The sequence below is a fragment of the Amycolatopsis sp. NPDC114505 genome, from assembly GCF_055633615.1.
In genome coordinates this window covers 420987-436121 of the sequence record NZ_JBVKDV010000006.1, presented here as the reverse complement: position 1 = coordinate 436121, position 15135 = coordinate 420987, and the positions used below count along the sequence as shown (strand labels likewise).

Sequence of the window (15135 nt, the reverse complement as noted above, 5' to 3'; positions counted from 1 at the left end):
CCGCCCGCATCCGACTTCCTACTCACCCATTACCCGCGGCGAACCACCGAGGAGATCCATGGCTCGCACTCGATCAGGCTGCCCCGACGATGCCTACACCGGCTACATCGTCCAGCCGCTCACCCGTGACATCAGCGACGAGCTGCGCGCCGCGCTCGATCAGCTGGCCAAGGTGCTCAACACAGTCGACAGACCGATCGGCGACGTCGTTGAGGAGCTGACCACCCGAGACGTCCTCAACGCCCTGTCAAGCCTGCCAATCCGCGCCCGGCAGCACGCTCTTGAGCCACTCGGCATCCACCTCACCCCCAAAACGCTGTCGCAGGGGCTGTGCCGCGACGTAGTTGGCAGGCTTCGGCGCGCCGAAGAATCAACAGCTTGGCACGCGGCGTTCCACCTGACCGCCGGAGCGCTCTACGGCAGCCTGCGCACCCATGCCGTGCGATCCGTGGCCACCACCACCGGCGGACCCGACGAGCGCAGCGCCGACCAGCTCCTCGACAAGTTTGAGAGCCGCTGGACGCCCGCCCTGTTGCGCCTGGCGCTTTGGTCCCCCATCGTCCAGGACGAGATGTCAGCCCGCGTGTGGGCTTGGGCGGTCGAACGGCCCTGGTTTGTCCACGGCGCGATCGACAGCTCCACAGCCGCGAAGATTCGCACGGCGGCCGAGCAGGTCATCGCCCACTCCACTCACCCCGAAGCCGTCGTCGAGGTCCGCGACGACGCACCCAACGACCAGCCTGCCGCCTCCGATTCGTCCAGCCAGCCGGTCACGACGCCAGATTATTGCGAAATCTTGTCCAACTCCCGTATCTCCCCAACCAGCATGCCCGTAGCCAGCATCGTCCGGCCCGCAGACCAGCGGACCTCACCTGCGGCAGATCCGGATGCTCCAGCCGACGCCACGCAGGCATTGCACGCCGCCCGCCAGTGCTTCGCATTGGCCGTCGTCTCCGCTGAGCAGATCCTGGCCGACCTGCGGGCCGGCCGTGGGCCCGCTGCCGACGACATCTCTGCCGTGCGCGCCGCCCAAAGCACCTACAACCACGTCTGCTCCGCTGTCCTGGAGGCAGGCGAGGAGGACCCGCGCGCCGCGTCCGATGAGCGGCCGACGCTGGACGAGATCGCTCGGCTGCTCACTCTGCGCGCCGCGCGTGATGCTGACGCACCGCTGCGCCAGAACATCGCCGCAGCGGTCGGCATTTCCAGCGACGCCCCTGGCATCTCCGAGCATGTCGCGCAGCTGCGGACTCTAACCGCGGAGCTGCTGGCAGCGCACGACTGGACCGACACTGAGCGCACGCTGGCACTCGCGATCGCCGCACTGGTCGACCTCGTCCGCACCCCACAGGCAGCGCCAGAGAGCCGACTGGAGCTGCAGGCCCGCGTCAGCGGAGCAGTGGCTTCGCTGCCTGCCCTCGCCGTCCTCAGCATGCTCGCCAGCCAGCTAATGCTCGAAGCCCCCTTCAGTGGCACAGCTTCGCCGCCTACCGGTCAGGCCCCCCAACCGCCTACCGGACAGGAGTCGACTGCCGCCGTCGCCACACCGCCGCCCGTAGTCGCAGCCGATGTGTCGGCGCGGCAGGCCCCAGCCGCCACTGTCACCGGGCACACTGCCGACGTCAGCGTGCCGACCGAAGCCTCGGAACCGACCCCTCAGTTGCCTGACCTGCACCCGGCTCGTGACGTCTCGGAGGCGGGGGCCGACCCAGCTGTCCAGGTCCCCGGCCAACCCGTAGGTACCGCGAACCTCGCCGTGCCTCAGGAGGCCATGCCGGCCTCGACCACTGCGCAGACCAACAGCGTCCCGACGCGACCCACCGGTACAACGGCCGTCTCGGGCAGCGCCACCGAGCGCAGCGCAAATCAGAGCGACACCGAGCACGCGCCCACTCCTAGTGACGTCCAGCGGGCCGTCACCACGCTGCTGTCCACCTGCCGCTACGGGATGGCCTCTCATCTGGCCGCCCGAGCTGAGTGGGACGACACCCGCATCCGAACCTTCCGGATGGCTGGGCTGGCCCAAGCTGTCCGCAGCGACACGGGCCCCTGCGGCGCGATGCTCCGCCAAGAGCTGGCCGACCTGGACAGCAATCAAGTCGCCGAGGACAACGTCAGTCTGCTCACCGCCGTGAGCAGCCTCGTGCGGGTCGCGCTCGTTACCGGCGAGCCCGCAGCCGGCGCGCTGCTAGGCGAGCTCAGCATCAGGCTCGACCCCCACCTGGCGACTATCGCCGACGAGATCGGCAGGCGCGCGCTGCGCGGCGTCCTGAACGCCACTCCGGCCCTCAACGTCCTTGCCGACGTCAGCGACGCTGAGCGTGACCTGGAGCTCATCATCGAGCAGGCCAGCGCGGCCCGACGGCCACGGACCCTGCGTTTCAAGCGGGGCAGCGACATCGCCAAGCGCTGGCTCGACAGCAATGGCGCTCTCGGCCGGCTGCTTGACATCGTCGTCGCCAACGACGCTGACCGCCTCGTCGAAGTGCAGACCGAGGTCCAGCACCTGTCCGACGCCTCGGTCCGCGAGCGGCAGATCGACGAGCTCGACGCCTACTTCCGCGGGCATAGCGGCAAGCCGATCGAAGGATCCGGGCGGCAGGACCTGCACGCGCTGATCCTTGAGACATTGCGGCCCGTCCGCACCTGGATCGAGTTGACCAGTGCTCTGACCCGCGGCCGCATCGGACGCGACGAGTGGACCACAGGCGAGGTCGCCGACATGCGCAGCGCTGTGCTCGCCCAACGCAACGCCGCCTTGGCCGGCCTGCTGGCGCAGACCCAAACCGCCGACTCACTGCTGGTCGCCGCTGCACAGGCCGCACACGACAGCCTGCGGCATACCTTCACCATGCTCGACGGGATTGAGCCGCTGCAGGCCGGCGAGCCACGCGTCACGGTCGCGCTGGACCTCGAGCTGCTTAAGGCTGAGGATGTCTTCGTCACCGACACCGGTACCCTTCAGCTCCGCAGCACCGACCCGCTTCCCGCGCTCATCGCTGCTGTCCCGCGCGGCTGGGCCGAAGCGTTCACGTTGCAGCTGGAGCGTGAGAACTATCCCGCTGCGTCGTACATGCTCAAGATGCAGGACGTCGGCATCCTGGCCCACGACGCCCTCGGCAACGATGCCCGCACGCGCTACACCATGGCGTTGGAGCGCAGCCGCGCCGAAATGGTCGCCGAACGTAATACCGTCGACACTGACCTGCGTCGCGCCCGCCGCAGCAACGTCGTTACCGAGGAGGCAGACGGCGAGCTCACCGCGCTGCTGGCCAGCGCCGACCCCACCCACGACCACCTCGGCCAAGTCCGCGCCACCCTTGCCAAGATCAGCAAACTGCTGCCGGCTTACCGCGAACAGGCCGCGCAGCGCCTGCGCGACCGGCTTGCCGCGCTGAGCATCGACGACGAAGAGCGGGCCCGCATCAGCGACCCGATCGAGAAGGGCGACCTACTCACCGCCGAGGAGCTGTTGTACTTCCAAGACGTCGGCGAGCCGGTTCCCCGTACTGACCACAGCCGCCGTGACCTTCGCGCGTTCTTCCCTGTTATCCCGGACATACTGCCCAAGGGCATCACCACCGAGCTGGTCACCGCAGTCCGCAAGCGGACGAGCTACGCGGGCAGCGACGTGCTCGACTACAGCCACCTGTCACCCGACGCCGCCGAGCAGATCGCCGAGGCGCTCGGCGCCTGGCGTCAAGCCGCGACCGCGCCGGTGACCGGCCGACGCAGCCTCACCGAACGCGATCTGCTGTTGCCGGCGATCCGCCTCATGGGCTACGAGTGCTCCAAGATCCGGCGCCTGGACGACATGCCCAAGAGTGGCGAGCGCCGGTTCATCGAGATCACCGACGTCCGCCCCAACAGGGACGCGCAGATCCCGGCGTTCGGCAGCAAGCTTGGCGGACGACTGCGCGTCCTGCTCGTGTGGGGCCAGCCCACCGAGGACTTGCTGATGACCTACGCCGACCACGACCAGTCCGGTGACAGCCTGCTCATCGCGCACTTCGGCACCATGAGCGCCGCCGCGCGGGCGAAGTTCGCCGCCCGCGTCGAGCGCACCGGCGGTCCTGTTGCGATCCTCGACGACGCCGCCCTGGCCTACCTTGCTGCCCGCGGCAACCGTCAGCTCGGTGTGGCCATGTCGATCCTCATGCCGTTCGCCGCCGTCAACCCCTACATCCGGATGAAGCGCGGCGCGGTCGCCGAGGAAATGTTCTACGGCCGCGACCTTGAGCGCGTGCAGGTCATCGACCCTGACGGCACGCAGGTGCTCTACGGCGGTCGCGGCCTGGGCAAGTCCGCGCTGCTGCGCTACGCCGCCGAGAAGTTCGAGTCCTCCGCCGAGCCCGGACAGCGCGTCGCGGTCTACCTGAGCCTGGACTCGGTCGCTGCCGGTGCCGCGTTCAGCAAGGACGCCCTGTGGGTCGGGCTGCGCAACGAGCTGACCAAGCGCGAGGTGCTGCCTGTCCCGACCGGCAAGGCGAAGAAGACCGGCGACGTGTACGACCAGGTCCGCGCCGGGATGCTCGACTGGCGCAATAAGGACAGTCGCAACCGGCTGCTCATCCTGCTCGACGAGTCCGACCAGTTCTTCGAGGCCGACGCACCGGCGTTCCTGGACACCAAGCGGCTGCGCGACATCGGTGTGGTGACCGACAACAACATCAAGGTCGTTTTCGCCGGTCTCCACTCGGTGCAGCGGTACGCCAAGAGCGCTCGCAACGGTCCGTTCAGCCATCTCGCGCAGCGCCCCACCGTCATCGGGCCGTTGCGCCCGCAGTTTGCCGCCGACCTGTTGACCGTGCCTTTGGGTGTGCTCGGATACGAGTTCGCCGACGACAATCTCGTCAACCGGGTCCTGGGCTACTGTTCTTACCAGCCGTTCTTGCTCCAAATGTTCGGCCATCGGCTAGTCGAAGCGTTGCACGCCAAGCGGCGCGACGGCCTGGCTGTCGACCAGCCGCCGTACATGATCAGCGACGACGACGTCGCCGTGGTCGAGCGCAACCGTGACCTGCGCGCCGACATCACCTCGGCGTTCCAGGACACTCTGAACCTGGACCCTCGGTACAACGTCATCGCCAACGTGCTGGCCGACCACGCTTTCCGGTTCGGCTTCGACGCACGCCTACAAGACGCAGAACTGCGCGAGGAGTGTCTGAGCTGGTGGCGTGCGGGCTTCGAGTCGCTCGACAGCGAGAGCTTCCGCGCCTACCTCAACGAGATGGACGGCCTCGGGGTCGTCGCACCGAACACTGACGGGCGCGGGTGGCGGCTGCGTAGCCCGAACGTGCTCAACATGATCGGCAACCGTTCCGAGGTTGAGCGGCAGCTGCTTATGGCCGAGTCCGAGGCGGTGCCCGAGACTTTCTTGGCACTGGAGGGCAGGCCGCAGCTGTCCGACAACAGCAGCGCGCCCCTGACCGCTGCGCAGCTCGACGACATCCTCGGCGACCACAGCACGCACGTCCGCGTCGTCGTCGGGTCGCGCGCAACCGGTCTGTACCGCGTTGATGAGGCGCTGCGTGAGGTTACCGGCAAGGCCGGCGACTTCGACATCCCGACGATCAACGGTCGACGCGCGTTCGAGGAGGAGCTGCGCGGCGGACAGGCCGGACGGCGGCGGGTCATCATCGATGACCTGGCCAACGTCCAACCGCAGGCATCGGCGTGCCTGGAGGCGCTCGAGCTGGCACTCAGGCACGTGCCGACCGCTCCGGGCGTCACCCGCGCCGCAGTCCTGATCTCCAGCCCGGAGCAGGCCGCGCTCTGGGACAGCGCCTTCGAGCATGGCGTCGCTGTCGCGCTACGCCGCTACGACCAGCAGACCCTACGCGTCTGGACGATCACGCGGCAGATGTTCAGCCATGACCAGCGTCTGCAACGGCTTTGGGGCCTCACCAGCGGGTGGCCGATGCTCGTCGAGCACGCCGCCACTCTCGCTGACAGCGAGGGCGCGCAGGAGCCCACCGCCCTGGACGAGCTCGAGGCGTACGTCAACAGCCCGACTGGCTTCCGCGACCTGCTCGATGGTGTCGGTCTCACTCGCGATCCCGACCTAACGCGCGCCTACGCCTCGATCGTCGCGCTCGTCGACGACCAAAAAGTCAGTTGGGTTGACTTGCAGGCGGCCGCCGACATGGACGGCTCCGCCACAAATGTCATTGAGCGGCTGATGGCGCTGCAGGTGTTCGACACCCACAGCGATGGCCTATATAGCGTCGAGCCGCGCCTGCTGTCTGCCTGGCAGGCGTCGCTGACCTGACCGGTGCCGCCTTCGGCCGATTCGGATACCCAGCAGCCCCGACCGTCTCGGTTGGGGCTGCTGGCTTCGCAACGTCAGGTGCGGGAAATTCGGTGACTTACCAGCAGAAAGTCCGCGATCTGAGTCAATCGCGGTCACCTTCAGGACCCTCTAGCTTGCTCGGCCATGTGTGGCGATCACATCCGCCTCGTCGCATAGGTCGTTATACGGCCGACGTGCACCCGATCCGCTGCGCCGAACGGGCGAACGAACTCGGCCACGCCGTCATAAGACGTCAGCTTCGCCATCGGTCCAACGTGCATCCGCATCAACCACACCCGGCTCAGTTTCCTCCAACGGACGACGCCTCGGACTTACTCGCGCAGTGGATGAGCAGAAAGAACCAAATCGGGACTGTATCCACAGACGTCCAAGTGAACGGCATACGGTTCGCGTTCTACGGCCGCACGTCGACCACCCGTCACCAAGACCGCGTGTCATCGCAGGGCTGGCAACGCGACATGGCCGACGAGTTAGTCGCGGGCCACGGCCAGATCATCGCCGCCTACTTCGACGCCGGCACCTCACGCCGCGTCCCATGGCGACAGCGACCACAGGCCGCCCAGCTCATGACCGAGATCTCCAGTCCGGAGTCCGTGATCGATGCGATCGTGGTCGGCGAATACGAACGCGCCTTCACCGGCACCCAGTTCGGCACCCTCTACACCTGGTGCATCCGGCACGGCATCCAGCTGTGGCTGCCCGAAACCGGAGGCCCGGTCGATCTCGCCAACCGGGACCACCGGGCACTCATGGCGCTGCTGGCCACCCAGTCCCAGCGCGAAGTGCTCCGCGCCCGCCACCGAGTCATGGCGGCGATGCACAACCAGGCCACCCAGCAAGGCCGCTACCTCGGCGGCCGACCGCCCTACGGCTACCGTCTCGTCGACGCCGGCCCGCACCCCAACCCCGCCGACGCCCGCTGGGGCCGACGCCTTCAGCGGCTTGCGCCCGACCCACGAACCGCGCCACACGTAGCGTGGATGTTCCAGCAGCGCCTGGCCGGGCACAGCGTCGCCAGCATCGCCCGAGACCTCAACGAGCGCGGCGTCCCGTGCCCGTCCATCGCCGATCCGGACCGCAACCGAAACCGCACCCGCGGTTCCTGGACCTTGCGTACCGTTGCGGTGATCCTGGCCAACCCGCGCTACACCGGACGCCAAATCTGGAACCGCCGCGCCACCGACACCAGCGGCCCAGCCGCAACGCCAGCACTGTCAGCGAAGGCCGCACATTCAGCGCTGGTCACGGAGCAAGACTTCCTCACTGCTCAGCAGATCCGAGCAGCGCGACCGACCGATGGCCCGCCGGTTCGCCCTCGCCGGCCTCATCCGCTGCGGTGTCTGCGATCGGCGGCTGGACTCGCACTGGAACCACGGGCGCCCGACCTACCGCTGCCGCCACGGCCACACCAGCACCCAACGCGCGGAACAGCCTCGGCCGAAGACGCTCTACATCCGCGAGGACCACCTCGTCGACGAGCTCAACATCCGACTTGGAGATAAAGGCAACGACGGCCACGCCACGCCGGAGATTGACCGCCCACGACGCAGACGTGTGGCGTCGGCGCTGCGCGACTCAGGAAAGATCATTGTCTACGACGGCGCCGGATGGCGGCTCAAGGAGATCGATTCGAGCTGAGCTACGGTCGCCCAGCTTCAAGATCGCGGTTCGCGATCCGTGGGGTAATACTGTGTCCGAGGGGGGACTTGAACCCCCACACGTGGGATATCTCCCGTGTTCGGGGAGATCATGCGATCATGATAGCGCAGAGTTACCGGGCCTGCTCTTCCATCGACGGCCTCCTCGATCGCGGTTCGGGACACCGTCGCATCCGTCCTCGGGAGCTTCAGCGGAGCCAGCAGCAGCCACTTCTGACAGTCGCAGCGATCAATCGAGCAGCGGTAGACCGGTGCGGACGAGGTTGAGGGGCGGACCCGAACCGTCTCGATCTCCGCATCCGCCGATCCTGCGCTCCAAGGGATTGATGGCTCGCGATTTCCCAGTTCGGAAACCGGTTCCGTCAGAGTAGAGTCGGCGGGACGACACTGGTCAGCCATTCCTCCGCGACGCCTAAGGGGTCGGCCGAAGTGGCCGCCGAGGACCTCGCCGGCACCGATCACCGGGATCCGGGTCGCACTCGACACCTCGGTGCCGGCTTCAAGTAGGTGATGGCCGCCGGCCGGAGCTGATTCGCCGGGAGCAGGCGCGGCGGTTTCACGCACCGCGTGCCTGGCCAGGTCCACGCGAAGGGCGCGCGATTGCCCTGATGACCTACCCTCTCCCCGCGTCGGCGGGGCCACCGACGAGCCCCTCGCCGGCCGATCCTTCAGTGTCCGTACTCCGGGAGAGTGGTATTCGCCGGTCGCCAGTGGTGAACTCGCCGCAGACGGAGACACTGGCCGTTGTGGTGGACAATCGGGAGATAACCTCGGCGCCATCGGCGGCTCAGATCGTGGTGCCGCGGCAGCTACCCGGCGCGGTACGAGACTTCACGGGGCGGGCCGAGCAGGTCGCGGCGCTGGACGCGCAACTCTCCGGATATGACGAACCACCGGCCGCGGTGGTCGTGTCCGCCGTCGGTGGCACGGCAGGAATCGGTAAGACCACGCTGGCGGTGTGGTGGGCACACCGGGTGCAGCATCGGTTTCCCGACGGAACTCTGTTCTTCAACCTGAGCGGTTACGGTCCCGGCGACCCTGCCGCTCCAGAAGAGGTGCTGGACGGATTCCTTCGTGCCTTGGGGCTGCCAGGTGAGGCAATTCCTGCTGGGGTCGAGGCGCGCTCCGGGTTGTTCCGGTCGTTGCTGGCGGGGCGGCGGATGCTGCTGGTGCTCGACAACGCGAACAGCGCGGGCCAGGTCCGTCCGCTGCTTCCCGGCTCACCGGGCTCAGTGGTGGTGGTGACCAGCCGGGACAGCCTGAACGGCCTGATTGTCGCCGACGGTGCCTGCCGGCTGTCCCTGGATCTGCTGACGTACGACGAATCTTGCGCGTTGGTCGCGGGGGTAGTCGGCCGGGAACTCGCCGACGCTGAGTCGGCCGCGGTGACCGAGTTGGTCGGCCTCTGCGCCCGGTTGCCGCTGGCGTTGCGCATTGCGGCCAGCCGGATCGCCTCGGCGCAGGCGACCGTCGGCGAGGTCGTCGCCGGCCTGGCCGATGAGCACTCCCGACTGGACGTCCTCAGCCGGACCGGGGATGAGCGCACGGCGGTCCGGGCGGTCTTCGACTGGTCCTATCGTCGCCTCGCGCCTGATCAGGCCCGGATGTTCCGGAGGCTCGGGCTCCATGTCGGCCCCGAGGTAGGTGTGCCTGCTGCAGCGGCCTTGTGTGGTTGTGAACTATCGCAGGCGCGCCGGCTGCTGGAGGAGCTGGCGATCGTTCACCTGATCGAACCCAGGCCTGCCGGCAGGTTCAGGTTCCACGACCTTCTGCGAACGTACGCCGCCGAGCAGGTCATCCGGGACGACAGCAGACGTGAACGCGACCAAGCCGTTGTCGATCACCTGGAATGGTACGCGCACAATGCGGTCGTTTGTGACGAAATGGTACATCAAGGCCAGCGCAAACTGCCCCGGTCCGCGACATCGCCAGCGCACCCAGTGGCAGTGCCCGACCGTCGGAGCGCACTGGAATGGCTGCAAGCCGAGCAGGTCAACCTGCTTGCGGCCCTGGAATTCGCCGCTCGGTGCGGCTGGGATCGCTGTGCGATATCTCTTGCGTCGGCCACTCGTTTCCTTGGCGTGAGAGGCCTGCAGGATGAGCGAGAGAAAGCCGTTGCAGAAGGCCTTGGTGTTGCACAACGGTGTGGTGACCGCGCTGCGGAAGCCTGGTTCTTCAGTGAGCGCGGTATGGCACTTGCCGAGTTGCATCGTTTCGAAGAGGCCAAGGCCAACTGTCATCGATCCTTCGCCATCGCCCGCGAACGTGATGATTTCACCCAATGCGCTTGGGTACTCAACCTGCTTGCGTTGCAATGTCTTGAGCAAATGGAATTCGAGGAAGGAAAGGAATTACTACTGAAGGCGTTGCCATGGACTCGCAACGTCGACACTGGGCGGATGGAAGCTATGGTCGAAGGCAATTTGAGTTCGGCCTGCACCGACCTCGGCCAACATGAAGAGGCGATACTGCACGGTGAACGGAACCTGCTCCTGCGTCGACAGAGCGGCGATAGGGACGGCGAGGCGGCCGCGTACTTCCACCTGGCCCGGGCTTGGCACGGCCTGGGTGACCAGCCACAGGCCATGAAATTCTGCGCGGACGCCATCAACAGCGCGCGCGGCGGTTGTTACCTGACCCGAGGCTTGTCCGAAGCGTTGGCCCTTCGCGCCGAGTGCCTGCTGTCCGTCGGGCACAAGGCCGAGGCTCTCGCTTCATGGCGAGAAGCCTTGCAAATATTCGAAGACTACGGCGAGCCGAGGCACGCCGCGGCGATTCGGGAGCGTTTGCGTCAGCTTTGACTCGACAGTGTTCGAAGCGGCGGTTGCGGCCTCAGCGGGTCGACGATGCCGACCGCGTCAGTGCCCGGCGGGCGCTGGCCAACGGGTTCTCTCTGATGCTGAACACCGCGACCTTGACAGCCGCCAGTGCGTAGTGAGGCTCGAAGTGCGTCACGCCGTGGCTGCTGTTCGTGCCCCTGTGCCCCACCGCCGATCTGCAACCCGAGCGCGAGCTGCCCGGCCGGCAGGGCGGTCACCCGCAACTGCCCGTCGTCCCCGGTTTCCGGTTCGACCTTGCCGACCTTGCGGCCGACCACGTCGGCGGTCTGCCGGTCCAGCAGGTGGAAGTCGACACGCGGCGGGGTCATCGGCCGGCTCCGGTGATGACCATCAAGGTGATCGCGGCGATAACCGCGATCAGGATGACAACGAGGTAGATGAGGCCCAGTACGTTGCGGATCTTGCCGTTGACCTGGTCGCCGCGGTGGACGGCGGTCATGTGCGACCACGAGGATCGCCAGGCACGTCAACGGCAGCGCCACCACCGACAGCAGCAACCTGTATTCGGTGAGCTGAACCGGGTCGATGGTCCGACTCACCAAAACCCGGGCGCCCCCTGGGGGCCTGACCCAGTGTGTCGACCGGGGTCTTTCACGGGCGCGAATCGCACGAGCGGGTTGCCATGCTGGTGCACATCCCACAGAGCGGGTCGCGGGCGAGGGGCATACCGCCTCCGTACCTGGATCTGTTCGTGCCGGAATTCGATGGAAAGGCCGTGCATGAGATGACCACGCTCGAGCAGCAAACGAGCCACGCGATCCGACCGTTCACCGTGTCCTTCCGCAAGGAGGCGCTCGACGACCTGCGCCACCGGCTGGCGGCGACGCGCTGGCCGAGCCGGGAGCTCGTGGGCGATCGCTCCCAGGGGGTGCAGTTGGCGACGGTCCGGGCGCTGGCCCAGTACTGGGCGAACGGGTACGACCTCGGCCGGGTGCAGTCCCGGCTGAACGCGCTGCCACAGTTCACCACCGAAATCGACGGGGTGAGCATCCATTTCGTCCACGTGAAATCGAAGCATGCGGGTGCGCTGCCGCTGATCATGACGCACGGCTGGCCCGGCTCGGTCATCGAGATGATCGACTCGATCGGCCCGCTGACCGATCCGACCGCGCATGGTGGCACTGCGGCGGACGCCTTCCACCTCGTGCTTCCGTCCCTGCCCGGCTACGGCTTCTCGAGCGAGCCCGCCGAGGTCGGGTGGGATCTCGTGCGTACGGCCCGGGCGTGGGCGGAGCTGATGAGCCGGCTCGGCTACGGCCGGTATGTGGCCCAGGGTGGTGACGTCGGCGCCGGTGTGACCGACGCCATGGGACGGCTGGGTCCGGCGGGCCTGGTCGGCATCCACACGAATCTGCTGGTGCCTGCGCTCAACGACCCGGCGTCGCTGCCGAACGACACCGAGGAGGAACGCGCGGCGCTCGCCGCGATCAAGGTTTTCCAGACCACCGGGAACGGCTACTTCGTGGAGATGGCCACCCGGCCGGAGACGATCGGCTACGCGTTGCTGGATTCGCCGGCCGCGCTCGCCGGGTGGATGATCGACCACGACACGGACGCCTACTACAAGATCGCAAGCGCGTTCGTCGACGGCAAGCCGTCGGGGGGTCTCACGCGGGATCACCTCCTCGACGACATCACGACCTACTGGCTGACCGGCACCGGGGCGTCCACGGCCCGGTCGTACTGGGAGGCGTACGGGCCGGATGCACCGGCTGCGGGCCGCCCGCCGCTGCCGGATCCACGCGTTCCGGTCGGTTTCAGCACGTTCCCCGGGGAGATCTGGCGGACGCCGCGCAGCTGGGCCGAGACGGCCTATCCGACGCTCAACTACTTCGGGGTCGCGGCCCGCGGCGGCCATTTCGCAGCCTGGGAAGAGCCTGAGCTGTTCGCGGACCAGGTGCGGGCCGCGTTCCGGCCACTGCGATAGGACACGGCCGCGGCAAACGCCCGTATGTCCGCGCCGCGAACTCCGACGAATCCAGAAGTGGAGAGACCAACCATGACTCCGTCCGCGTCCCAACCCACTCGACGGCAAGTACTCCAGGCAGGTGTCGCGGCCGGCCTCACCGTCGCCGCGTCCACCGTGCTGGGGCAGGCGCCGGCCATCGCCGCGCTGCCTACCGACCCGAACGGGGTCCGCCCGTTCCGGGTCGCGGTCCGGCGCGAACAGCTGGCGGAGTTACACCGCCGCATCGAAGCAACCCGCTGGCCGACCCGCGAGCTCGTCTCCGACCGCTCGCAAGGCGTGCAGCTGGCGACCGCTCAGGCGCTCGCCCGGTTCTGGACGACCGGCTACGACTGGCGGCGGTTCGAGGCGAAGCTCAACGCGCTACCCCAGTTCAAGACACAGATCGACGGCGTCGACATCCACTTCGTTCACGTACGCTCCCGCCACCGCGACGCACTGCCGCTCATCATGACCCATGGCTGGCCGGGCTCGATCGTCGAGCTGCTCGAGACCGTCGGTCCGCTGACGAATCCGACCGCGCACGGCGGTACGGCGGCGGACGCCTTCCACCTCGTACTACCGTCAATCCCCGGCTACGGCTTCTCCGGCAAACCGGACGAGATCGGCTGGGACTACAACCGAACGGCGCGAGCCTGGGCGGAGCTCATGCACCGCCTCGGCTACACCCGCTGGGTCGCTCAGGGCGGAGATGTCGGCGCCGCCGTAACCGATAGCATCGGCCGCCTGGCTCCGGCCGGTTTGCTCGGCATCCACGTGAACCTGCTGGCGCCGGCGTTGGGCAGCAACGCCTCCCTGCCGAAGAACACCGATGAGGAGAAGGCCGCGGCCACCGCCCTCCAGGTCTTTTCGACGAGTGGCCGTGGGTACATCGTCGAGCAGTCGACGCGGCCGCAGACAATCGGCTACGCACTTCTGGATTCGCCCGTCGCCCTGGCGGCCTGGATGCTCGATCACGACACGGACAGCTATCGCAAGATCTCCCGCGCCTTCCTCGGCGGACCGCCGTCGGGCGGCCTCACCCGGGAGCACGTCCTCGACAACGTGTCGGTCTACTGGCTGACCGGGACCGGCGAGTCGGCCGCCCGGCTGTACTGGGAGAGAGCGCGAACCGCCGGCGCCGGCCAGAACTCTCCGGCGGTGAGCGTGCCGGTCGCGTTCAGCGCCTTCCCCTGCGAAATCTTCCAGGCTCCCCGTAGCTGGGCCGAGGCCATCTACCCGACCCTCGGCTACTACCACCAGCCCACGCGGGGCGGACACTTCGCGGCTTGGGAGGAGCCCGGGCTGTTCACCCGGGAACTCCGTGCCGCCTTTCGCCCGCTTCGATGACCGGATGCCGGAGGAGGCACCATGTCCAATCACTACAGCGCGGCCAATCTGAAATTCCCGGGCGATGACGCGCGTCTGGACCTCACCGACCTTTTCGTGTTCGCCGCGCCTGATGATCCCGCCAAGACGGTGCTGATCATCAACCTGAACCCCTACACGGCCGGCATGAGCGCGATGCCCCCGTTTCTCATGAAATCGGAATTCCACCCAGACGGGATTTATCGGATCAACGTCGACACCGACGCGGATGCGCAAGCCGACGTCGCATTCACATTTGTATTCTCCGAGCTGAAGAACGGTGCACAGACCGCGACCGCCTACTACGCCACCGGCCCGCAGGCCAGCCAGGCCGAACCGTCCGGCGACATCCTCATCGCCGGTACCCCCGTCGGGTTCGATGCCACGGCGGGGGCGATCCAGTCCGGCCCGGTCCGGCTGTTCATCGGGGTGCGCAGCGACCCTTTCTTCGCCGACGCGGACGGCGCGTTTCACGGCTTCAAGTGGACCGGGCAGGACGCATTCGCCGACCGCAACATCCTGTCCATCGCGTTGGAGGTGCCCAACGACATGCTCAGCCCAGACCCGGTGATCGGCGTGTGGGCCTCGGTCAGCGTGCGCTGTGACGGCGCGATCGTCCAAGTGGACCGCGGTGGACACCCGACGATCAACCCGTTCGTCAGCCCGAACAACACCAAGAACGAATACAACCGCAGACAGCCGGCCGACGACGTGGTGAACTACCTCGAGATCTGGTCCAAGTTCCTGGAAGACAACGGTGGCTACTCGCCGGAGGAGGCCAGAGCAGCCGCCTTGATCGTGCTCCCTGACATACTTCGCTACGACCGCAGCCGGCCGGCCGGCTATCCGAACGGCCGCACCCTCACCGGCGACGCCTTCAGCGCCCGCTTCGCCTGGATGAGCAAGGGGAAGATCGGCTCCCAAGGCCTCCAGCCGCACGACGACCTGCTGAGCGAGTTCCCCTACCTCGGCGTACCCAACCTTTACCCGGTCTGATCGCCACCACTGCAG

General features: G+C 67.4%; 8 protein-coding genes and 1 pseudogene. 7 read left to right on the top strand and 2 right to left on the bottom strand.

The window, feature by feature from the left end:
- Positions 1 to 58: 58 nt before the first annotated feature.
- The 4 genes and pseudogenes from ACZ7OU_RS48495 to ACZ7OU_RS48480 all read left to right on the top strand — a co-directional run bounded on the left by ACZ7OU_RS48495 (position 59) and on the right by ACZ7OU_RS48480 (position 10772).
- A complete protein-coding gene (locus ACZ7OU_RS48495) occupies positions 59 to 6271 on the top strand; it encodes a P-loop NTPase family protein (RefSeq protein ID WP_470260501.1) in 6213 nt (2070 codons plus the stop codon).
- Between the two features lie 368 nt (positions 6272 to 6639).
- Positions 6640 to 7539, top strand: a pseudogene (locus ACZ7OU_RS48490) (recombinase family protein); the annotation flags it as partial.
- Positions 7540 to 7609: 70 nt separating this feature from the next.
- Positions 7610 to 7951 carry a recombinase zinc ribbon domain-containing protein gene (locus ACZ7OU_RS48485; RefSeq protein ID WP_470260500.1) on the top strand — a complete coding sequence of 114 codons (342 nt, stop codon included), beginning with the start codon at positions 7610 to 7612 and terminating at the stop codon, positions 7949 to 7951.
- A 733-nt stretch (positions 7952 to 8684) separates the two neighbouring features.
- On the top strand, positions 8685 to 10772 hold the full coding sequence (locus ACZ7OU_RS48480; RefSeq protein ID WP_470260499.1) for an ATP-binding protein: 2088 nt from the start codon (positions 8685 to 8687) through the stop codon (positions 10770 to 10772).
- Here ACZ7OU_RS48480 and ACZ7OU_RS48475 read toward each other — a convergent pair.
- Together ACZ7OU_RS48475 and ACZ7OU_RS48470 are read right to left on the bottom strand one after the other, a co-directional pair.
- Positions 10763 to 11119 (bottom strand): hypothetical protein, encoded by a 357-nt coding sequence (locus tag ACZ7OU_RS48475; protein ID WP_470260498.1) that lies wholly within the window; start codon positions 11117 to 11119, stop codon positions 10763 to 10765. The genes ACZ7OU_RS48480 and ACZ7OU_RS48475 overlap by 10 nt on opposite strands.
- Positions 11116 to 11250 carry a hypothetical protein gene (locus ACZ7OU_RS48470; RefSeq protein ID WP_470260497.1) on the bottom strand — a complete coding sequence of 45 codons (135 nt, stop codon included), beginning with the start codon at positions 11248 to 11250 and terminating at the stop codon, positions 11116 to 11118. Before ACZ7OU_RS48470 ends, ACZ7OU_RS48475 begins: the two co-directional genes overlap by 4 nt.
- A 135-nt stretch (positions 11251 to 11385) precedes the next feature.
- Here ACZ7OU_RS48470 and ACZ7OU_RS48465 point away from each other — a divergent pair, with 135 nt between their 5' ends.
- From ACZ7OU_RS48465 to ACZ7OU_RS48455, 3 genes are all read left to right on the top strand, one after another.
- Complete coding sequence (locus tag ACZ7OU_RS48465) at positions 11386 to 12738, top strand: epoxide hydrolase family protein (protein ID WP_470260496.1); 1353 nt, start codon at positions 11386 to 11388, stop codon at positions 12736 to 12738.
- A 72-nt stretch (positions 12739 to 12810) separates the two neighbouring features.
- The gene (locus ACZ7OU_RS48460; protein ID WP_470260494.1) at positions 12811 to 14106 is read left to right on the top strand and encodes an epoxide hydrolase family protein; all 1296 of its coding nucleotides are present in this window, start codon (positions 12811 to 12813) and stop codon (positions 14104 to 14106) included.
- 21 nt (positions 14107 to 14127) lie between these two features.
- Positions 14128 to 15120: a DUF4331 family protein gene (locus ACZ7OU_RS48455; protein WP_470260493.1), complete on the top strand. Its 993-nt coding sequence runs from the start codon at positions 14128 to 14130 to the stop codon at positions 15118 to 15120.
- Positions 15121 to 15135: the final 15 nt, after the last annotated feature.

Coding starts and splice junctions, on each gene's coding strand:
- ACZ7OU_RS48495 (WP_470260501.1), top strand. CDS start 59: ATGGCTCGCACTCGATCAGGCTGCCCCGACGATGCCTACACCGGCTAC.
- ACZ7OU_RS48485 (WP_470260500.1), top strand. CDS start 7,610: ATGGCCCGCCGGTTCGCCCTCGCCGGCCTCATCCGCTGCGGTGTCTGC.
- ACZ7OU_RS48475 (WP_470260498.1), bottom strand. CDS start 11,119: ATGACCCCGCCGCGTGTCGACTTCCACCTGCTGGACCGGCAGACCGCC.
- ACZ7OU_RS48470 (WP_470260497.1), bottom strand. CDS start 11,250: ATGACCGCCGTCCACCGCGGCGACCAGGTCAACGGCAAGATCCGCAAC.
- ACZ7OU_RS48460 (WP_470260494.1), top strand. CDS start 12,811: ATGACTCCGTCCGCGTCCCAACCCACTCGACGGCAAGTACTCCAGGCA.
- ACZ7OU_RS48455 (WP_470260493.1), top strand. CDS start 14,128: ATGTCCAATCACTACAGCGCGGCCAATCTGAAATTCCCGGGCGATGAC.